Below are 22,464 nucleotides of genomic sequence, written 5' to 3'. Positions count from 1 at the left end.
TTCTTTGTGAAGAGGAGGAATATGTTAACCTATTTTTATTTAGTCTGGAAATCAAAAGTAAGTTTCAAAATGAAAAATGTATGTTATTATATATACTGTTATGCTCGTAAATAACTACACAAAGAGACTTAGCAATAGAGTCGTTTGTAATGTGTGAATATTACAAAAATAACTTAAAAGAGTGTGAAATTTTCTTGTTTTGTAAACTTACAGTCATAACGAAAGGACTAATGATTAGAGCAAATAAAAAATAGGAGTGAAGTCATGGGTGTAGTTAAAAAAAGAGAAACATTTTCTTCAGGGTTAGCAGTGTTTTTTGCAACACTAGGATCAGCAGTAGGGTTAGGTAATATTTGGAAGTTTCCTTACTTAACAGGACAAAATGGCGGCGGCGCTTTCTTATTAGTCTATTTTTGCTGTATTTTATTTGTTGGTTTACCGATTATGCTCAGTGAGTTTTACATTGGAAGGAAAACTAGGAAGAATGCTGTAGGTGCATTGGAAGAGTTAAAACCCGGTACCCCTTGGAAGAACATTGGGATTATGGGCGTTGCGTCCTCTTATCTGATTATGTTTTTTTACAGCTGTGTAGCTGGGTGGGTATATTATTATTTATTTAAAGCAATTTCGGGAGATTTTGTTAACGTTACCATGGAGACAGCTAAGGCCCAATTTGGTGATGTGATTATGGGGCCATTGTCACCTATTTTATGGCAGTTCATTGTAATTGCTGTAGTAGCCGGTATTTTAACAATGGGTGTAAAAAAAGGGATTGAAAAGATTACCAAGACATTAATGCCATTATTATTTATTCTGATTATTATTTGTGATATTCGTGCTTTGACCTTACCGGGAGCTGCAGAGGGGATTCAATTTTTATTTCATGTTGATTTTGGACAATTATCAGCTGCGGCTATATTAGCAGCCTTAGGACTGGCTTTCTTTAAATTATCCCTTGGTATGGGCACGATGATGACCTATAGCAGTTATTTTACAGAAGAGAACAATATGTTTAGTATGGCAGTTAAAGTGGCTTTATCTGATACATTAGTATCCATGTTAGCAGGTTTAGCGATATTCCCAACTGTATTTTCTTTTGGTATGGAGCCTACGGCTGGGCCTGGATTGCTCTTTATGACCATACCTTTGGTATTTTCTCAAATGCCTTTTGGCAATCTATTATTAATTGCCTTTTTCTTTTTAACGGCTATTGCCGCGACTACTGCCATGTTATCATTGGTAGAAGTGCCTGTGGCGTATTTATCTGAGGAGAAGGGCATGTCGCGAAAAGGCGCAGCGATTCTGACAGCAGTAATTATGTTTATAGTAGGTATTTTAGCAACCTTGTCGGTTGACAAGACCAGTATGCTGGGGCATATTACCTTCTTTGGACTCGGATTTTTTGATTTATTTGACTATATTTCTTCTAATGTTTTTATGCCATTGGGCGGATTATTGATTGCCTTATTAATGGGATATTCGATAAAGTGTGAAGACGTAGTCGCTGAATTATCCAATCATGGAAAGTTAAAAATTGCAGGATTGGTCAATGTATACTTCTTGCTGATTCGTTATGTAACTCCCGTATTACTGATTGTAGTCTTCTTGAATGCCATTGGGATACTAAAAATGTAGAGTTTAATGCTGGATAACCCCCTCTGATCCTAGATAAATATCGGATCAGAGGGGGTTATGTATTGCGTATACAATTTTATTTCATTATAGGTAGAACAATGAACTGCGTAGAAAAATTGAGTTTAATTTGCTATAATGGTTTCAAACCTATCCTTGTAACTAGACGATAAAGATTGCCTTTCATTGTGAAAAAAATTACGTATACATGCATTGCATGTTAAATAAACCCTACGAATTTCAATTATTATCATAATATTGCAAAAATAGCATGATGACGATTGAAGAAGGTGAGAGGAGTGTGAATATGCAGTTCATGATTGAAGGCAAAAAGGTAACAGAAGTGATTCCCAATACCCAATTGCATGAGGTTATCGAAAATGGAAAAGGGGAAATGAATGTAATACAGAAAATGAATGGTAATAACTGTATTGTTTCCCGCATTCCCATTGTAAAAAATGATGAAATTATTTGTGCTGTTGGTCATGTCGTATTTAAAGATATCAAGGATTTGAAGCGGCTGGCTAATGAAATCAGCCATCTCCAGCATGAGCTTGAATATTATAAGGAAAGACTGCGAAAGACGTTAGGTGGCAAGTATACATTTGGAGATATTATTGGAGAAACTAAAAAAATTGAAGAGGTTAAGCATATTGCCCAAAGAACGGCTAAAGGCAGTTCAACTGTGCTGATTTTGGGAGAAAGCGGCACGGGGAAGGAGCTCTTTGCACATGCCATTCATAATGGGAGTTCTCGCTGCCAAGGGCCATTTATTAAAGTGAATTGTGCGGCAATACCAGAAAATTTGTTGGAATCAGAGTTGTTTGGTTACGAAGAAGGTGCGTTTTCTGGAGCGAGAAAAGGTGGTAAGCCTGGCAAGATGGAACTGGCCAACGGAGGCACGCTCTTTTTGGATGAAGTTGGTGATATGCCCCTTGGTATGCAAGTGAAATTATTGCGGGTGCTGCAAGAATGGGAAATTGAAAGAATTGGCGGAACTAAGACCATTAAGCTGGATATACGGGTGATTACTGCTACGAACAAAGATTTGGAAGCGTTGACGGCTAGTGGGCATTTCCGGCAAGACTTGTATTATCGTTTGAACATCGTTTCCATCCAGATTCCGCCGCTGAGGGATCATAAGGAGGATATTCCTTTATTGTGTGAGGTCTTGCTCAGAAAGATCAGTTTGAAATTGGAACGCTTTGTTGACTGTATATCGCCAGAAGCTATGAAGGTGCTTAAAGCCTATTCTTGGCCAGGCAATATCCGTGAATTGGAGAATATCTTGGAGCGATCTGTCAACATCATGGAGGAAGGAATCTGTATTTTACCAGAACATTTAGCCCCTATCATGAGAAAAATACTGAAACCCCAGCACGTAGAAAAGGAATCAACTAGAGCTGAATTAGTTGAAATACGATATGAGGCAGAAAAAAATGCAATTCTAAAAGCGCTAGAGGATACTGGTGGTAATAAAAGTAAAGCTGCTCTATTGTTGCACGTAAATCGGTCTGTTTTTTATGAAAAATTAAAAAAATATGGTATTGGGTATAACTCCCCTGGAAAAAATCGTTAAAAGGCAATGTGTTTACTGGTTGCTGTGGAATATTTCTGACTCATGGCTAACTTCCGTTGATGTTATTATGTAACATTACAAAGCGGATTTGTCATGAGTTGTTTTGTTGTGTCTGAAAACCATACATAATTGTCTGTATTTTCAGACAATATCAATACTATCTATTTTGCTTAAAGGCGGTTACTTGTCTATGTTTGTTATTATTTTCACTTTGGCATACATCTTGCAACTTACTATAAATGTGAAAGTGGCGTCATGCAAAGAAGGGAGGTTTGGACGTTGTAGTACCAAGTAAAAAAGTATTGGGGGTTTAAGGTTATGGAAGTGATCAGTATTATAGCAAGTCTGATTTTGTTAATTTGCTTTGCTTACCGTGGGTATTCAGTTATTATATTTGCTCCGATATTTGCCTTGCTTGCTGCCAGTATGTCTAGTCTGCCAATCATGCCGGCTTATACCGAACTTTTTATGGCAAAAGGTGTGACCTATATAAAGTCTTTTTTTCCTGTATTCTTGTTGGGAGCCATCTTTGGCAAAATTATGGAGGACACTGGACTGGCTCAAGGTATTGCTCACGCAATTATAAAAGGATTAGGCAGGGAACGTGCTATTCTTGCTGTTACGTTAGCCGGAGCGGTTTTAACGTATGGTGGTGTAAGTATGTTTGTGGTGGTATTTGCGGTTTACCCCTTTGCCGCCGCACTATTTAGAGAAGCGAATATACCAAAACGGCTTATCCCTGCGGCTATCGTTCTTGGTGCATTTACTGCGACGATGGATTCTTTCCCTGGTACTCCTCAAATACAAAATATTATACCCACTAGCTTTTTCGGCACGACGATCTATGCAGCTCCCATATGCGGTATTTTTGGTGGCACGATTTTAATCGGTTCGGGCCTTTTCTATTTAAATCACCGATATAAAACGGCTATTACTAGTGGTGAAGGGTATGGCGAGCATACGATCAATGAGCCTGACATACGCTTAGATACAGAGGTTAAACTACCTTCCTGGTATATTGGGGTTATTCCTCTCTTGGCAGTATTGATTATTAATTTTGTGATGATCAACTTCTTTGCCTGGAATCCGATGATGCTTGAACCATTTCAAGCAATGAAATTACCAATGGTAGCAGCCAATATTAAAAATGTCATTAGTATTTGGTCACTCATTATTGCTTTGGTCATCGGTATTTTACTTGCCATGGGCTTAGGGTACAAATCGATACCAAAAGGCGGCAGCTTGGCAAAAGCCATGAATGCTGGGGCTATCGGCTCATTACTTGCCATCATGAATACTGCCTCTGAGGTAGGTTACGGTAACGTTATTGCAGCATTACCGGGTTTTAAAGCCATTTCAAGTGCGTTAATGAGTATAAAAATAGGAGGTACACCTTTAGTCTCTGAAGCGGTGACGGTTACTACTCTCGCGGGTGTTACCGGATCAGCATCAGGAGGCATGTCCATTGCATTAGATTTAATGTCAAAAGATTGGCTGGCATGGGCTCAATCCATCGGTATGTCTCCTGAAATTCTACATAGAGTTGCATCCATGGCATCAGGCGGCATGGATACCCTTCCACATAATGGTGCCATCATTACGTTATTGGTGGTCTGTGGATTGACTCATAAACAGGCATACAAAGATATTTTCGCATTAACCCTAATGAAAACGAGTGTCGCATTTATAGTGGTTTTTTTCCACTTACTTACTGGATTATATTAATTAAAAATTTGTGTCGAAAGACACTTACTGAGGTGAAGGATATGGTTAAAATCATTAGTGCACAAGAAGCTGCCAAATTGGTTAAAAGCGGTGCCACTGTTGCAACAAGCGGATTTGTAGGCTGTGGTAATCCAGATGCATTGACTGGAGCAATTGAAGAAAGCTTTCTAAAGGAAAGACTTCCAATTGACCTTACGTTGATATACTGTGCCGGGCAGGGGGACGGTAAGGATCGTGGCGCAAACCACTTTGGACATGAAGGGCTGGTGAAACGGGTAATCGGCGGACACTGGAATCTGGCACCAAAACTCGGTAAACTTGCCGTGGAAAATAAAATTGAAGCCTATAATTTCCCCCAAGGCACTCTTACCCATTGGTTTCGTAATGTTGCCGGACGAAAACCAGGGGTTATTGCGAAGGTAGGTCTGAATACTTTTGTAGATCCCCGGGTGGAAGGCGGTAAGATCAATGACGTTACTAAGGAAGACTTGGTCGAGGTGATTGAGTTAGGAGGTGAAGAGTGGCTTTGGTATAAACCCTTTCCCATTGATGTGGCATTACTTCGCGGCACTAGTGCGGATAAGAAAGGTAATATTACGATTGAACATGAAGCAGTATCCTTAGAGCTTCTCTCTCTAGCGCAAGCTGCCAAAAACTCAGGCGGTATTGTTATCGTACAAGTAGAACGCATTGTGGAAAATGGCAGCATGCATCCTATGAATGTAAAAGTTCCCGGAATTAACGTGGACTATGTTGTAGTGAATGAAAATCCAGATAATCATCTACAGATCTATGCTGAACCATGCAGCTATAATCCTGCATATTGCGGGGAGGCTCGTGCGCCGCTCTTTACAATTGCCCCTATGGTTCTTGATGAGCGCAAAGTAATTGCACGCCGTGGAGCTATGGAACTTATCCCTAACGCAGCGGTAAATCTGGGAATTGGTGTTCCAGAAGGCATTGCCATGGTGGCAAATGAAGAAGGCATTGGTGATACAATGACGCTTACGGTAGAGTCTGGTCCTGTCGGTGGTCTTCCGGCAGGCGGCTTGGGATTTGGAGCTGCAATGAATGCTGAAGCCATTCTTGACCAGCCATATCAATTTGACTTTTATGACGGCGGTGGTCTGGATTTGGCCTTCCTCGGGTTAGCACAAACCGATCAATATGGAAATATTAATGTTAGTAAATTTAAGGGCCGCGTAGCGGGGTGCGGCGGTTTCATCAATATTACACAAAATACAAAGCGGGTTATATATTGTGGTTCCTTTACTGCAGGTGGACTGAAGGCTAACATTGCCGATGGAAAATTGAAAATTGTTAATGAGGGGAAAGTTAAGAAATTTCTTGACCATGTTGAGCAAATTACCTTTAGTGGTACATATGCACAAAAAACACAACAATCGGTCATGTATATTACCGAACGTGCAGTATTTGAGCTGACAGCAAAAGGCATAATGCTGACAGAAATAGCACCAGGTGTAGATATTGATAAAGATATTCTGGCACTTATGGATTTCAAACCAATTATTTCGCCAAATATTAAAATGATGGATGAGCGTATCTTCCGCGATGAGATCATGAGTATCAAGATTTGAAAATCTGATAAAAAGTCTATGACATACAAGGATGTAAGCGCATTGTTATGTAGGTGCTGTATTTAGAAGTTAAACTCACCATTTGATTTTGCATACTTGCCATCATTAGGTATAATAGGTATAGTAAGATTTTGTTGGTGAGAGGTATCGTTATGAATATAGTTTCGATTGAAAAGTTATCCAAAAGTTATGGTACGAAGAATTTATTTAGTAATGTTTCTTTTGGTATTGATGAAAATGATAAAATTGGCTTGATTGGTGTGAATGGCACAGGGAAATCTACTTTTTTGAAAGTCATCGCTGGATTGGAAGAAGCGGATGATGGGAAGGTGATGATTGGCAACACCATAGAAGTACAATATCTAGCCCAGAATCCTTCTTTTAATCCTTCAGATACGGTTCTGGATCAGGTGTTTCAGGGGTATTCACCGATCATGAAATTGCTGAGGGAATACGAACAGGTGCTGCTGGCCGCTGAGGATAACCCGAAAGATCAAGGTTTACAAAAACAACTTATTGCACTCAGTCAGCAAATGGATGGTATGAATGGCTGGCAGCTTGAGAGTGAAGCCAAAATAATTTTAACGCAGTTAGGTATAACAGATTTTACAGCAAAGGTAGGCACTTTATCTGGTGGGCAGCGTAAACGCATCGCTTTGGCAAGTGCTCTGATTCATCCGGCGGATCTCTTAATTTTAGATGAGCCTACCAATCATATCGATAATGATACGGTAGCTTGGTTGGAGGAGTATCTACATAAACGCAAAGGCGCATTGCTGATGATTACTCATGATCGTTATTTTTTAGATCGTGTAGTGAATCGTATCATTGAGCTAGATAAGGGCAATTTATATAGTTACACGGGAAATTATAGTCTGTTCTTGGAACTAAAAATGCAGCGGGAAGCCGACCAAGAGGCAAGTGAAAATAAACGCCAGAATTTACTGCGTAATGAACTGGCATGGATGAGAAGAGGTGCCAAAGCTCGCACTACCAAGCAAAAGGCTCGGATTGAACGCTTTGAGAAGCTATCAGATGAGAAGGTTGATTTAAGTCAGGATCGAGTGGAAATTACAGCAGGTGCCAGTCGTCTAGGACGGAAGATTATTGAAATAGCAAATGTGTGTAAATCTTTTGGAGAACGTGCCGTCATCCAGAACTTTAGTTATATTGTGCTGCGCAATGATCGGATGGGAATTGTAGGACCCAATGGCAGCGGAAAATCAACCTTACTGAACCTGGTAACGCAAAAATTAAATCCTGATAGTGGTGTGATTGAAATCGGACAGACCGTAAAAATCGGTTATTTCTCCCAGGAAAATACGGACATGGATGAAGATTTGCGGGTGATTGAATATATCAAAGAAGAGGCTAATTTCATATCTTCTGCCGATGGTGGTATTATTACAGCTTCTCAGATGTTGGAACGGTTTCTCTTTTCCCCGGAGATGCAATGGACACCCATTCGTAAATTGTCGGGCGGGGAGAAGCGCCGCTTATACTTGCTCCGTATTTTAATGGGATCACCGAATGTATTGTTATTAGATGAGCCTACCAATGATTTGGATATTCAGACGCTGACCATATTAGAAGATTATTTGGATGATTTTCCTGGTGCAGTCATTGCCGTTTCTCATGATCGATATTTCTTAGATCGAGTTGTAGAAAAAGTCTTTGCTTTTGAAAAGGATGGGAGCATTCGGCAATATGTAGGCGGTTATTCGGATTACCAAAGTGCCTTGGCATATAACGAGGAAAAGCAGAATCAGGGAAAAGAGACGAGCAGTGAGCAAACGCAAAGTGAGAGACCAAAAGAGCGTTCTCGGAAGTTTACGTTTAAAGAGCAAAAAGAGTATGAAGAAATAGATGATGTAATTGCTAGTGTGGAAAAGGAGATTCAGATTGTCAGCAATCGCATCAATACTTCAGGTAGTAATTTCACCTTGCTGCAAGAGTTGACAGAGATTCAACAGCAACTTGAAAAAAAGCTGGAAGAGCTGCTAGAGCGCTGGACCTATTTGAATGAATTGGCTGAAGAAATTGGACACCAGTAAATAGGTTAGGTGTAGTAGAAAAAAGCAATTGAAAATTGTCCCTTTTTGAAGAAACCCTGTAAAATTCTTAATGGAATTTTGCGGGGTTTCATTTATCTTTAGTTTGCAAGTATTTTTTGACTAATTTAATAGGACACATAGTTTGTTTAGCTGTTTCTTCAACAGATAATCCCTGTTTCAACTATTTCCTGCTGTGGTCGCCTTGTGTTTTATAAAGGGGTTGTGGAAATATTGTAGTTGACCATTAGTAAATTTTCTTTTATACTGTTTAAAGTGATAATTATGAAAAAATTACCATTTAGAACAAAAAGTAGGAGGGGGAAAATGGACACGAAAAACCGACCAACAGACTTGGTTCATTCGGCATTTTTTGCCGCCCTGACCGCTGTGCTGGGCTTAATTTCGATTCCGATTCCCATGAGCCCGAGTCCTATTTCTGCAATGAGCTTAGGCATCATGTTAACAGGCAGTATTTTAACTGTCAGACAAGCAGCTTTTAGCGTGATTACACTCATTCTGATGGGAGCGGCAGGATTGCCAGTTTTCGCAGGTATGAGTGGTGGCATTGGCATTCTATTGGGACCGCGCGGCGGCTATTATTTTGGTTTTCTCATCGGAGTGATGCTGATTGCCTGGCTGAGAGGGAGGCAGAACCGTATTTGGCGACTGGCGCTAGCTAATGTGACTGGTGGGGTTATGGTAGTTGACTTGTTTGGAGTCGTATGGCTAAGTTTTATTACCGATATAAGCTTGGGAAATGCTTTGATAGCTGGAGTGTTGCCTTTTTTACTAGGAGACTTGGTTAAGGCTTTTATTGCAACATGGATAGGGGCACTTGTAAATCGTTCTCTGTTACGGTTCAAAGGCTAGGTGGGAGCAAGCCCATCATACTTCTTGGTAGGGTTATGTTCCAGCATATATAGTACAATGAAACATTAAGTAAGATTGAATAAAAATGCTTTGGTTAAAAGTTTTTTAATGCAGCATTTATGATAGCTTGATTTTATTACTTGCCGAAGAGGAGCGTTTAATATGTATGATGTTATAGTAATAGGAGCTGGACCTGCGGGGTGTATGGCTGCTAAACGGACAGCGGCTGCTGGATATAAAGTGTTATTGATTGAAAAGCTGGAAATGCCGCGCGAAAAGTCATGTTCGGGTATTTTGATACCAAAATCTGTGGAAATAGTGAAAAATGAATTTGGTAAAATACCGGATTCGGTTCTATGCAGACCGAATGTAAGCCGGGGTATTATTATTACCAATGAAGAAAATCAAGCGTTTACATTTGAAAGTAGTGGGTTAAATATATGGCGAAGTTTATTTGACCATTGGCTAGCTCTAGCGGCAAAAGATAGTGGTGTTGAGATTAGAACGTCAACAGTCGCTATTTCTTGTGAAGAAGGATCCGATCATGTATCGGTTGAACTACAAGGGCGCAAAACATATTATGAACAGGCGGCTGTTGTTATCGTATGTGACGGTGCTGGCAGTCTTATTAAAAAGAATTTATTACAGGAACGAAACAGTTATATTGCTACTTACCAAACGTTTTCCAAGGGAAGTATTGATTTGGATAGTCAGTTTTTTCATGCATATTTGAGCCCTGAATTATCCGAATATGATGCATGGTTTAATGTCAAAGATGATTTTCTTATTATTGGAGTAGGAGTGAAAGATCCCAATAAAATAAAGCACTATCATTCTCGATTTCTTTCTTTCCTTCAGTCTTATTATAATGCAAGAATACAACCACAGGTTAAAGAAGAACGCTGGATTATACCATATATCACCCCTGGACATTCGGTTACATTAGGAAAAGGCAGAGTATTGTTTGCAGGTGAAGCCGCTAATTTTCTTAATCCTATGGGGGAAGGAATATCTAGTGCTTTAGTAAGCGGATGCAAGGTTGCAGAAGCAATTCAATCTGTCTATACAAAAGGACAGATTGTCAACGCACAACAACTAATAAAGACATATGAAAATTATGTTTTGCAGGAAAGACAGTATATGGTAAGGCAGTGGGAACTTCTTGCCAGGGTTTCTCCAAAATTTTCAGATTTTTTATCATCTTAATATAGGAATGATAGATTTATTATTTTGGTTTCTCGATCTTTAGGATTGTCTCAATTTTTGAGACAATCCTTTTTATATTATGTTTACTCATTATTAAGACAAGAAAACATTTAACAAAAAGATGCTTTTGGTTTTATTTGGAAATTACATGGAAATTAATTGGAAAATATGTTAATATAAAGTAAATGAATTAAATTTATTCTATGACAAAGTTGAATTTTTTGTTAAATAAATAAGGAGGAAATGCTAAATGAAAAATGTGCAATTGATAATGGAATTAGGAAATCGGATAGTAGCCGGCGGACAAATAACAATGGAGGAGGCACGATCATTAGCGGATATAAATGATGAAGATTTGCCATTTTTACTTGCGATGGCTGATGCTATACGGCAAAAGTACGTTGGCAAAGATGTAGATTTATGCTCTATCGTTAATGGGCGTTCAGGGATGTGTTCTGAGGACTGTGCTTTTTGTGCTCAATCGGCTCATCATCATACCCAGGTAAACGTGTATCCGCTTATGACTGAAGAAGAATTGCTGTCTGCTGCCAAGCAGGCTGAAGATGGAGGGGCATTACGTTTTGCAATAGTGACTAGCGGGCGAGGCATGGGGGATGAGGGAGAGTTTACTAAAATTCTAAGAGCATTAAAACGCATCAAACAGGAAACAAAGCTGCATGTATGCTGTTCTCTGGGGTTATTATCCTTTGAAAATGCCAAAGCTTTAAAAGCGGCAGGTGTTTCACGCTATCATCATAATATTGAAACGAGCGAGAGTCATTATTCTTCTATTTGCAATACACATACATACAAGGATCGTGTGCAAACGATCAAGGTTGTTAAAGAAGCAGGACTTGAAGTTTGTTCGGGGGGCATTCTTGGCATGGGGGAAAGTATGTCACAGCGTCTGGAGATGGCGTTTGCTTTGAAAGCAATGAACGTGGATTCCGTGCCACTTAATATACTGCATAGAATGAAAGGGACACCACTGGAGAATCTGCAACCGATAACACCTTTGGAAGTCTTAAAAAGCTTTGCTTTATTCCGATTTATTCTGCCGGACCGCGGCTTGCGTACCGCGGGAGGGCGGGAAGAGAATCTACGTGATTTGCAGGCATTGAGCCTAAGAAGCGGTATCAATGGTATGATGATTGGCGGATATTTAACAACCCATGGACGGGATTATTCTACCGATTTAAGGATGATTTATGATTTAGAACTGAGTCCTCTTTCTGCTAAACAAGCTGTTCATGCTGTATTGTAATGATACTACTATTATTCATCAACGAAACCAAGAGAAAAGGGGTCATTAAGTGCTTTATAGCGTTAGAATGAGATCGGCGCAAGGGGGCGCTCATGAAATGGGTGGGCGGCATATATCGGGTGCGGAACGATTGGTGGTTTTGCAGCGGCTCGGAAAAATTACGCAGGATATGTTGGAAAGAGCTTTTTCGCATACGCGGGGGAGTGCGGATTTCGTGAATATTACAATAGAAGCTGTCCCCAGGGAAATCGTTAAGCCAGTACGCTTGTTACCTACGCGGACTGTTGATGTTTTGGATTTTACGGCCGGTCGTGCTGCAGCAAAATCCGAGTTACTATCTATTGGAGTGAGCAATCAAGCGGTGGAACGCGGTATGGAGCAATTGGTGAAATTAACGGATAGTATGCGTGGAGCTATGTTAGTATGTGCCAAGACTGGAGAGCGGTTAGATAATACCGGCATGCGTGGTATCAGGGTATCACGTATGGATAGCAATGATGAAGATGTTCTCAATCAATGGATGGAGTGCCAGGGATTGCAAGGGATTCATGCGCGGGAAGGTATGATTCTTGCCACTAAGGTTGTTTCCGCTCCAGGTGTGATTGCAGAACTCTGTTGGTCTGATGATCCAGAATATGTTACAGGGTATGTAGCCTCAGTAAAGGGGTATATCCGGTTTACAAAACTAAAACCGTACGGCAGCTCACTGGGAGGACGGGTGTTTTTTATACGCGAAAATAGCAATGTTGCAGAGCTCTGCAAGTATCTTGAGAAACAACCAGTGCTGGTTACGGTTCCAACTGAAGGAGAAGATTTATAATGGATTTTTTGTCAAAATATTTGACTGAGATCAAACAATTAGAATTGCACCGGGAACTTTATACATACAGTTTTCGGGATGCGGTGCACGCGCAAATGGATGGAAAAGAGTATCTAATACTTGCATCAAATAATTATTTGGGGTTAACTCATGATCCGGCTATAAAACAGGCTGCGATGGCAGCAATAAATGAGTACGGTACGGGATCCGGAGGTGCACGGCTAACAATAGGAAGTCATCCTCACTATGCGTTATTGGAACAAGAATTAGCGGAATTTAAAGGTGCTGAAGCGGCAGTAGCATTTAATACTGGTTATATGGCTAATGTGGGAGTTATTAGTTCACTTGTGGGTACTGGTGATACTATCTACAGCGATGAGTTAAATCACGCCAGCATTGTTGACGGATGCCGGCTATCACGGGCACGGGTTACCATATTCCAGCATTCGGATGTGAATCATTTATCTTCGCTATTAGCGCAAAGTCCATCTAATGGACAAAAGCTGATTGTCGTAGATGGGGTTTTTAGTATGGATGGTGATATTGCCCCAGTAGACGATATAGTGGATATAGCGGAAAAGTATAATGCGCTTGTCATGGTTGACGATGCGCATGCAACCGGGGTCATTGGTCCTGGTGGGCACGGCACAGCAGCCCATTTTGGATTAAAGGAACGTATCCATATTCAGATGGGTACTTTTAGTAAGGCATTAGGATCCGAAGGCGGATTTGTAGCTGGTCGTAAAACAATAATAGAATTTTTAATAAATAAAGCACGAAGTTTTATTTATTCGACAGCCTTGTCTCCAGCAACAATTGCTGCCGCACGTGCTGCGATTCAGCAACTTACATCTAGACCGGAGCTCGTTCAAAAGTTGTCAAGGAATGCCTGTTTTATGCGCCGCTCGCTTCGTGATGCTGGTCTGCCAGTGGGCGAGGGAGTAACTCCCATTATTCCGGTTATCGTGGGTTCGGCGGGAGCGACGATCGCTTTAGTGCAAGAATTAAGGCGTGAAGAGGTAATTGTCAGTGCAATTCGTCCTCCAACCGTACCAGCAGGAACGAGTCGATTGCGAATTACGGTATCGGCTGCCCATGAAGAAGCAGAATTAGCTGTAGCTGCAGAAAAGATTGCTGCAGCTGCTAAACGATTGCGAATAGTAGTTTAGTTAAAAGCTGAAATGAATTTAAAGATAACGGGGTGGATAATAAATGAAAGGTTTATTTATTACGGCAACGGATACTGATATAGGAAAAACAGTAATCACCGGGGCAATTGCAGCCGCTCTTAGGGACTGTGGAATTCACGTCGGTGTTATTAAACCCCTGGCATCTGGCGGGGTAGTAAATGCTGATGGTCACATACAATCAGAAGATGCTGTTTTTTTGGCGAAAGCAGCGGGCATTCCAGTTGAGAAGTGGGCGCAGGTAAATTCATTCTGTTTAACACCTGCGCTAACACCGGCAGCTGCAGCAGATCAAATGGGTATTGATATTGATATTCCCAACCTGATTGCTGCCTGCCGTAATACAAGCCAGTTTTATGAGTCCGTACTAATTGAAGGGGTCGGTGGCATTGCGGCTCCTTTGTGGAAAGAGTATCTTGTTGCTGATATGGTGTCCGAATTGAATTTGCCGGTAGTTGTTGTAACCGGACCACAATTAGGTACTATTAATCATACTGTGCTGACTGTAGCTTATGCCAAGGCGCGTAACATTAATGTGGCCGGAATCATTATGAACAAATGGAATGAGAATGCAAAGGGTGTTTTAGAAGAGAGCAATATGGAGTATATTGAGCGTCTGACGGGAGTTCCAATCTTAGGCAAGTTTCCGATTGTAGATTCCGTGAGTGTCTCCATGGGACAAACGGAAAGCCTGGCTGAGTTGGCAAAGTTGAATTTGAATATGGAACGTATCATTCATAGTATAGAAGGGAGCAATGGGAATGAATGAAATCGAACTGCAAAATAAAAAATATGTTTGGCATCCTTTTACTCAAATGAAGAGCTGGGTAAATAATGAGCAAACGGTGATAGCGGAGGCTAAGGGTAACAAAATCATTGATACGGAAGGTAAGGAGTATTTTGATGGTGTATCTTCTTTGTGGGTGAATATCCATGGCCATCGTAAGGCCGAAATTGACCAAGCAATTATTGAGCAGCTTGGCAAAGTTGCCCATAGCACAATGATCGGTTTGGCCAATATTCCCGCAACACAGTTGGCAGAAAAATTAGTGGAAATTACCCCTTCTGGTTTAAATAAGGTGTTTTATTCCGATGATGGTTCGACTGCTGTAGAGGTAGCCATTAAAATTGCATTTCAGTATTGGCAGCATTGCGGCTTATCGAAAAAAAACCGGTTTGTTTCACTTAACCAGGCTTATCATGGTGATACAATTGGTACAGTAAGTGTTGGTGGAATTGATTTGTTTCATCGTGTTTTTAAACCTTTACTTTTTGAACCAATTCAAATACCTTCGCCCTCATGTTATCATTGTACGTTGTCTGTCGGGTCGGATACGTGCGGTATGGCTTGTGTAGAAGCTCTAGAAAAAGTCTTGCAGGAAAACAATGAAGAAATTGCTGCTGTTATTTTAGAACCAATGGTTCAGGCTACGGCGGGTATACTCGTATCACCGCCAGGTTATCTGTCTAAAGTGCGTGAACTGACGAAAAAATATAATGTGCTTCTCATTGTTGATGAAGTTGCGACAGGCTGGGGGCGCACCGGGAAAATGTTTGCATGCGAACATGAGAATGTTAATCCGGATATTATGATCTTGTCCAAAGGCATTACTGGCGGATATTTACCGTTAGCAGTAACACTTACTACCAATGAAATCTATGATCAATTTCTGGGTGAACTTCATGAAAAAAAGACTTTCTATCATGGGCATTCCTATACAGGAAATCAGTTAGCTTGTGCGGCGGCCTTGGCTAATTTAAAAATATTTCGTGATGAAAATGTAATTGATGGACTTGCTATTAAAGTAAAGTCGATTGAAGATAAACTGCTGGATATACAGCAAATGAAGCATGTTGGTGATACAAGGCAGTGCGGTATGATCGCCGGGATCGAACTTGTAAAAGATAAGGACAATAAAATACCATATTCTTGGGAGCAGACGATGGGCGGGGCGGTTTGCATGAAAGCGCGGCAATATGGTCTTTTTATCCGACCGGTAGGTGATGTAGTAGTATTTATGCCGCCTTTATCCAGTAGTATAGAAGATATAGTTTGCATGCTGGAAATTCTTAAAAAATCAGTAGAAGAAGTTACCAGTGATGATAATGTTATGAGTAACATAAGTGGTGCTGCATATTTTTAGTGATAGGGAAGAGACTGGTCATAATGGCAATACGCGGCATGATGTTAACTGGAATTATTGCCGACTCCTTGCGATTGGCTCATACATTTTTATCCCTGTTGGGGTTATGCCTATTCCTTTACAGATGGTGTTTGTGCTGTTGTCCGGAGTTATTTTTGGAACTCGTTTGGGAGTTATCAGTGTGATTGTATAGGCCATATGAAGAAGTAAATTTAATGATATAATACGCACCATGTTAAAGCGCATGTTGCGTTGTTTTTTATAAAATCACATTGTAGCGGTGGGTAATGATAAAAATATCTGTGTCATTTGCGAAACATATGTGCAGATATGTAGTGAAGCAAGCTGTTATAACAAAAGATAAGCGAGGAGATTTCGGTATGCGAATTACAGATGCTATTATCATGTATGCTGACTGTCATCCCGATAAGATCGCGCTAACTAGTAAGGCAAATAAAAGAACGTTTGGTCAATTAGTAAAAAACGCCTTACTGATTGCAACAAAACTGGTCAGCCTATCAAGAAAAAAAAGAAGAAGCGATAATAGACCATTATTACTAGGGTTGTTATTAAAGAATAGGTGTGAGTTTGTAGAACTTTTTCTTGCTGCTTCTATTGCCGGCTGTACAGCAGTAATATTGGATAAAAAGTGGACTTGTAAACAAATAGAAGATGTTGTTGAGTGGCATCAAATAGATGTTTTAGTTGTGGATGATCCAAAAGACTTAGAAGATATTAGTTTGACAAATAGTATCAAAATTGATCTAGCCAATAATTGCAAGCAATTGTATTGTGAGGAAGTAGACTTAGATTTAGGACACTCTGTAATTGATAACCCTGATTTATTTATTGGCTTTACTTCTGGGACTACTTCTTTTCCAAAGGCGTTTATGAGGAAGCATCAAACTTGGTTGGAAAGTTTGATCGCCAGCGGTCATGAGTTTAAAATCAGTGCTGCAGAACATATTTTGGCACCGGGGGCTTTATGTCATGGTTTAACATTATATAGCGTATTGGAAGGGCTAAGACTGGGAGCTAGTATTTTTTTATTAGAGAATTTTGAAATGTCGGCTGTGGTTTATTATTTGAGAAACGAGAATATTTCAACCCTTATTCTTGTACCGACGATGTTAAAAAAAATAACAAAAGCTCTTCTGAATAAAGAGAATTTTCCAGAGGTCAAAAAAATTATTACATCTGGGTCAAAACTGGAATCATCTATGTTACATGAAATTCGTGTTATATTTCCTAATGCAAAACTATATGAGTATTATGGTGCCTCAGAATTAAGCTTTGTGACTGTGCACGATGTTTTTTCCCCGCAGCCTGCTGATTCGGTCGGAAGACCTTTTTATGGTGTTGAAGTGGAATTTAGAGATGATAATGACCGTCCTGTTGGTGTTGGAGAAATAGGGACTTTATGGGTTAGAAGTAAGTTTGTTATTCATGGTTATTATTCTGGTGGAGATGGTGTTGGTTTTCATTTGAAAAATGGATGGGCAACAGTAGAAGATCAAGGTTACCGGGACAGCCGAGGTTATATTTATATTATTTCCCGTCGCAATCAAGTTATTATTTCAGGGGGGTTAAATATTTATCCTGTCGAAGTTGAATCCGCTTTCTACAGTTTGCCGGAAATCAGTGAATGTTGTGTTTTTGGATTGCCTGATTCATATTGGGGGCATATAGTTTGTGCGGCGGTTAGCTGGAATGATGGGAAAAATCTTTCCCGCAAGGAATTGCTGACAAGGTTATCTAAGAAAATTTCAAAATTTAAGCTTCCTAAAAAAATATTTATTGTACATTCGTTTTTGAAAACTAGCAGCGGCAAAATTGCTGTTAACGAAATGCGAAATTGGTTAGTTAAAGGAAATTACTTAGAATTAGAATGAATTTAAGAAGAATTTTTTATTTCATATTCAAAGGATGTGAGTATGGCGTGAAATTAGAAGTTTTAGAATGCTTAGCGAAAGAGATAAACGATAAAATACCACCACTGCTGTTCATACATGGAGCCTATCATGGGGCTTGGTGCTGGGAGAAATATTTCCTTCCTTATTTTTCTTCAAGAGGATTTTCTTCTTATGCTCTTAGTCTCCGGGGACATGGTAAAAGCCAAGGCTATGAACAGCTTCATACCAGTTCATTAAGCGATTATGTTGAAGATATACTGAAAACCATGTTGCTTTTTAAAAGAAAGCCGGTTTTGATAGGGCATTCGATGGGAGGGGCGTTAGTTCAAAAAATCTTGCATTTGCATCCGGAAAAAATAAGAGCAGCGGTTTTAATGGCATCTGTTCCGCCTAAGGGTATGCTAAAAGAGTCATTGCAGATGACACTAAAGAGGATGCTTGATCGCAACAGCAATACAAACTTTTTGGCAAAATTGTTTTTTTCTAATCAATTACTAGATGAAGAAAAAGAGGAGTTTATGAAATGTTTGCAAGAAGAATCAATTAAAGCCCGTAAGGAGTTACGCGGCAGAATTGTTCCTAAGTCAATAACTGCTTCGATTCCTACTTTAGTGATTGGTTCAAAAACAGATGGTGTTTTTTCGGAAAAAAGAGCTATTTCTATTGGCTGTGCATATAGCACAACGCCTGTTGTTTTTTCCAATATGAGCCATGACATGATGTTAGATCCTAATTGGAAGATAGTCGCGGATCAGATAGTCAGTTTTTTGGGTAAAGAAATACCCGAATGTAGAGAGAGGGAAAAAGAATGGATCAACAGGGATCTTATCAAATCAAGACCATTACAAGTCATGTAGAAACAGAAATAAAGCGTTTGAAAGCGCAGGTGGACTTATTCTGGGACAAAGAATTGAAGCATTATATTGAATACGGCCTAAGGGATGGAATACGCATTGTAGAGCTTGGTTCAGGTCCCGGATTTATTACTGAAAAGGTTTTGGATAAATTGCCTGAAGCATATATTACCGCTGTAGAAATTGACCCATTTTTGGTTGAATATGCCCAAAATTATTTATCCAAAAAGAACAAGAATCGGTATGAAGTACTTGAAAAATCCATAATGGAGACGGGTTTAGCTGAAAATATGTTTGATTTTGCAATTATCCGTTTGGTTTTAGAACATTTACCTGATCCAGTTAATGCTGTTCGTGAAGTATACAGAATATTGAAACCTGGAGGCAGAGCTGTATTTGTTGACAATGATTTTAATATGCATATCATGACGCATCCGCATGTGCCAGAGTTGAGCGAACTTTATGATGCTTATTGCCAATCCCGTTTTGCTGAAGGGGGCAATCCCCGCATAGGCAGGGAACTGCCTGGCATATTAAAGGAAGGCGGATTTTCAAAAGTGGATTTTGAAGTCATCAGCGCCCATAGCGAAATAGTGGGGGAGGAAATATTTTTAAAATCGGAAGGAATGAGCATTCCGGCAAAACTGGTATGTGATGGCTTTTTGTCTAGTAAGGTTTTAGCTAATATTTCTGTTGGTTGGAGAAACATGTTTAAGAGTAAAAAACACGCTATTCTGCGGCAGCTATATATGGCTGTTGGTGAGAAATTATCATAGGAGGCGGAGGAATGGATATTAATGTAGATAATATAAAAATGGGGATAAAAGAGATCCTTATGGATTTACTGAAATGTTCAAATGATTTTCTTGATGCAGAGAAAAGCTTTTTGGAAATAGGCATTAATTCAATTCAGTCTGTAGAGTTAGTAGAGTCAATTAATCAAAAATTAGGTCTAAAATTAGGGATTGACGCAGTGTTTGATTATACGAATATAAACGAGTTAGCAGGATACATTTTTGACCAATTTCGGATAGGTCACTGCTACAAGCGAATCAGCATGGTTGGAGATACGGAAGAAGGCTTTAGGGAAAATAACTTAAACTGTATGGAGAATGCTGAATGCCTGCTGGAAGACTTTCCGACGATGGACAAGTTGAGGGTTATTGAACCGGAACAATATCAAGTTTCTCATGACCCAAAAGCGGTTCCTGAAAAAAAAGAAAGTAGTATTTCTGTAGGTGAGCGTGGTTCTGATATAGCGATAATTGGAATTTCCGGCAGGTTTGCTGGAGCGGAAAATGTTGAAGAATTTTGGAATCATTTGCAAGCTGGAGATAATTGCATAGAGGAGATTAATCGCAAAGGCTGGGATGAAAGCAAATATTATAGCCCTGACCCCGGACAAGTGGATCGAGCCGTTAGTAAATGGGGGGGATTAATAAACAATATAGAAGAATTTGATGCTTTATTTTTTAATATTTCACCGCTTGAGGCAGAACGGATGGATCCCCAGCAACGGTTGTTGTTACAAGAAGCATATAGGGTGTTTGAAGATGCAGGATATTCTGCTGAAGAATTGTCGGGGAGAAAAGTGGGGGTCTTTGTTGGAGGGCGAACCTCGGATTACAAAGAAAAAACATTATTAACACAGGAGCGTAATTCGCAAACTTTTTTAGGAAATGATATGTCAATTTTAGCTGCGCGGATTTCCTATTTCTTAAATTTAAAAGGACCTAATATAGCAATAGATACTGCATGTTCTTCTTCGTTGGTGGCCATCCATCTAGCTTGTGAAAGTATTCATAGCGGGCGGTCGGAAATGGCTTTAGCGGGTGGAGTGTTTGTTTTAAGTTCTCCGGAATTTTATGTAATGGCATCAAAAACAGAAATGTTGTCACCTGATGGACAATGTAAAACCTTTGACAATCGTGCAAACGGCATTGCATTAGGCGAAGGTGTTGGGGTTTTGCTAATGAAAAAACTGGAACAAGCTGTTGCGGATGGAGATTATATTTACGGAGTGATAAAAGGTTCCTCAATCAACCAGGATGGAAAGACAAAGGGGATTACTGCGCCAAGTATGCTTTCCCAAAAAGCTTTACTATATGATGCATATAAAAATGCAGCAATACATCCTGAAACAGTAAGTTTTATAGAAACACATGGAACAGGCACTAAATTGGGCGATCCAATTGAAGTGAAAGCATTGACGGAAGCCTTTCAAATGTTTACAAATAAAAGTCAATTTTGTGCCATTGGGTCTCATAAGCCAAATTTCGGACATGCAATCATGTCAGCTGGAATCGCTGGTGTCCTCAAAGTTCTGATGGCAATGAAATATAGGAAACTTCCTCCACAAATTAATATAACAGAAGTAAATGAGCATATCGATCTAAATAAAAGTCCGTTTTTTATAAACCGGGAGCTTAGAGAATGGAAAAGCAGGGACGGAGGTCCTTTGCGGGCGGGAGTCAGTGCATTTGGTTTTAGTGGAACGAATTGTCATGCGATTATTGAGGAAGCGCCAATAAGAAAACGTACATCCGGTAATGCGAAACCTTGTTATTTATTTCCATTCTCAGCAAAAACAAAAGATTCGTTAGAGCGTAAAATTGCAGATATGATTCATTGGTTTGAAGAAAAAGTACAAAATGAGCGGACTGAGGAAATTTCTTATACGCTATTGGCTGGGCGCAGTCATTTCTCAGCTAGATGTATATTTATTGCAGAAGATCTCTATGAATTGCAACAACAACTCATAGCAGTTGCTAAAAGCGGCTTAGCAGAATTTAGTTTTCGAGAGGAAGTAAAAGGGTTAAAAGATTATGGAGAGCAGCTGATTGTAGAACTGCGGGAAAATGGGAGCATAAATGCAGAGACATATAAAGAAAAATTATCGGTTCTGTCAGAATTGTACATTAGCGGATATACTCTAAATTGGGCTAATTTGTTTGATAGGAGGCAATGTGTTCCATTACCGACATATCCCTTTGCCCGGGAACATTATTGGATACCTGACGTTACCTCTACCGACCATAGTAGGGTAGAAAGTGCAGGAGCTTTTATGCCCATTCATCCGCTGGTGCAGAGAAATACTTCCGATTTATCCGAACAACGGTTTAGTTCAACCTTTACAGGACAAGAATTTTTTTTGAAAGATCATGTAGTGAAAGGGAAAAAAGTTTTACCTGGAGCCGCCTATATTGAAATGGCCCGGGTAGCCGTGGAACAGGCTGCCGGAGGAGGAAAAGAAGAAAAGACAAGGGTACGGCTTACCAATATGGTGTGGATGCGCCCTATCTTCGTAGAAGCACAAGCAGCCAAGATACATATTGGACTTTATCCCGAACCCAATGGGGAAATTACCTATGAAATTTATAACGAAGCTGAAGTGTATAGTAAAGGGAATGCTGTGCTGATTTCTGGTACGGAAACTCCAGACGTAGATATTGAAGCATGGAAAACCCGGTGTAATCGGAGTCTATTTTCGTCTAGCCAATGTTATGAAACCTTTAAAGAAATGGGAATGGAATACGGTCCGGGCCATAGGGGAATTGATACTGTCTATCTTGGAGAAAGCCAAGTATTAGCGAAGTTATCTTTGCCGCCCACGGTTTC

General features: G+C 40.0%; 17 protein-coding genes. All 17 read left to right on the top strand.

Annotation, left to right across the window (positions count from 1 at the left end; genetic code table 11):
* The first annotated feature begins 264 nt into the window (after nt 1–264).
* Complete coding sequence (locus LMF89_RS00085; RefSeq protein ID WP_229533306.1) at nt 265–1,635, top strand: sodium-dependent transporter; 1,371 nt, start codon at nt 265–267, stop codon at nt 1,633–1,635.
* 304 nt (nt 1,636–1,939) lie between these two features.
* Entirely contained in the window at nt 1,940–3,211 is a 1,272-nt protein-coding gene (locus LMF89_RS00080) for a sigma-54 interaction domain-containing protein (protein WP_229533305.1), read from the top strand.
* 318 nt (nt 3,212–3,529) lie between these two features.
* The gene (locus LMF89_RS00075; protein ID WP_229533304.1) at nt 3,530–4,936 is read left to right on the top strand and encodes a GntP family permease; all 1,407 of its coding nucleotides are present in this window, start codon (nt 3,530–3,532) and stop codon (nt 4,934–4,936) included.
* Between the two features lie 41 nt (nt 4,937–4,977).
* Nucleotides 4,978–6,534, top strand: coding sequence for an acyl CoA:acetate/3-ketoacid CoA transferase (locus LMF89_RS00070; RefSeq protein ID WP_229533303.1), 1,557 nt, complete (start codon nt 4,978–4,980; stop codon nt 6,532–6,534).
* 152 nt (nt 6,535–6,686) lie between these two features.
* Entirely contained in the window at nt 6,687–8,588 is a 1,902-nt protein-coding gene (locus tag LMF89_RS00065) for an ABC-F family ATP-binding cassette domain-containing protein (protein WP_229533302.1), read from the top strand.
* Nucleotides 8,589–8,912: 324 nt separating this feature from the next.
* Nucleotides 8,913–9,458 carry a biotin transporter BioY gene (locus tag LMF89_RS00060; RefSeq protein WP_007932554.1) on the top strand — a complete coding sequence of 182 codons (546 nt, stop codon included), beginning with the start codon at nt 8,913–8,915 and terminating at the stop codon, nt 9,456–9,458.
* A 162-nt stretch (nt 9,459–9,620) separates the two neighbouring features.
* Complete coding sequence (locus LMF89_RS00055) at nt 9,621–10,664, top strand: FAD-dependent monooxygenase (protein WP_229533301.1); 1,044 nt, start codon at nt 9,621–9,623, stop codon at nt 10,662–10,664.
* A 250-nt stretch (nt 10,665–10,914) separates the two neighbouring features.
* Nucleotides 10,915–11,928: a biotin synthase BioB gene (gene bioB / locus LMF89_RS00050; protein ID WP_229533300.1), complete on the top strand. Its 1,014-nt coding sequence runs from the start codon at nt 10,915–10,917 to the stop codon at nt 11,926–11,928.
* A gap of 49 nt (nt 11,929–11,977) precedes the next feature.
* Nucleotides 11,978–12,748 carry a 6-carboxyhexanoate--CoA ligase gene (locus LMF89_RS00045; protein ID WP_369412546.1) on the top strand — a complete coding sequence of 257 codons (771 nt, stop codon included), beginning with the start codon at nt 11,978–11,980 and terminating at the stop codon, nt 12,746–12,748.
* On the top strand, nt 12,748–13,917 hold the full coding sequence (gene bioF / locus LMF89_RS00040; RefSeq protein ID WP_229533298.1) for an 8-amino-7-oxononanoate synthase: 1,170 nt from the start codon (nt 12,748–12,750) through the stop codon (nt 13,915–13,917). The genes LMF89_RS00045 and bioF overlap by 1 nt, the downstream gene beginning before the upstream one ends.
* Nucleotides 13,918–13,960: 43 nt before the next feature.
* Nucleotides 13,961–14,704 carry a dethiobiotin synthase gene (bioD, locus tag LMF89_RS00035; RefSeq protein ID WP_229533297.1) on the top strand — a complete coding sequence of 248 codons (744 nt, stop codon included), beginning with the start codon at nt 13,961–13,963 and terminating at the stop codon, nt 14,702–14,704.
* Nucleotides 14,691–16,079, top strand: coding sequence for an adenosylmethionine--8-amino-7-oxononanoate transaminase (gene bioA / locus LMF89_RS00030; RefSeq protein WP_229533296.1), 1,389 nt, complete (start codon nt 14,691–14,693; stop codon nt 16,077–16,079). The genes bioD and bioA overlap by 14 nt, the downstream gene beginning before the upstream one ends.
* A complete protein-coding gene (locus LMF89_RS00025; protein WP_229533295.1) occupies nt 16,060–16,272 on the top strand; it encodes a biotin transporter BioY in 213 nt (70 codons plus the stop codon). The genes bioA and LMF89_RS00025 overlap by 20 nt, the downstream gene beginning before the upstream one ends.
* A gap of 187 nt (nt 16,273–16,459) precedes the next feature.
* Nucleotides 16,460–17,971, top strand: a complete 1,512-nt coding sequence (locus LMF89_RS00020) for an AMP-binding protein (RefSeq protein WP_229533294.1) — start codon at nt 16,460–16,462, stop codon at nt 17,969–17,971.
* Nucleotides 17,968–18,849, top strand: a complete 882-nt coding sequence (locus LMF89_RS00015) for an alpha/beta hydrolase (protein ID WP_229533293.1) — start codon at nt 17,968–17,970, stop codon at nt 18,847–18,849. The genes LMF89_RS00020 and LMF89_RS00015 overlap by 4 nt, the downstream gene beginning before the upstream one ends.
* Nucleotides 18,801–19,622, top strand: coding sequence for a class I SAM-dependent methyltransferase (locus tag LMF89_RS00010; RefSeq protein ID WP_229533292.1), 822 nt, complete (start codon nt 18,801–18,803; stop codon nt 19,620–19,622). The genes LMF89_RS00015 and LMF89_RS00010 overlap by 49 nt, the downstream gene beginning before the upstream one ends.
* 11 nt (nt 19,623–19,633) lie before the next feature.
* The coding region (locus tag LMF89_RS00005) for a beta-ketoacyl synthase N-terminal-like domain-containing protein (RefSeq protein WP_229533291.1) at nt 19,634–22,464 on the top strand (2,831 nt) is incomplete at its 3' end.

The sequence above is a fragment of the Pelosinus baikalensis genome, assembly GCF_020819555.1.
GTDB classification, from domain to species: Bacteria; Bacillota; Negativicutes; order DSM-13327; family DSM-13327; genus Pelosinus; species Pelosinus baikalensis.
The sequence above is the reverse complement of the archived record's forward strand: the minus strand, read 5'-3'. Positions and strand labels throughout refer to the sequence as shown.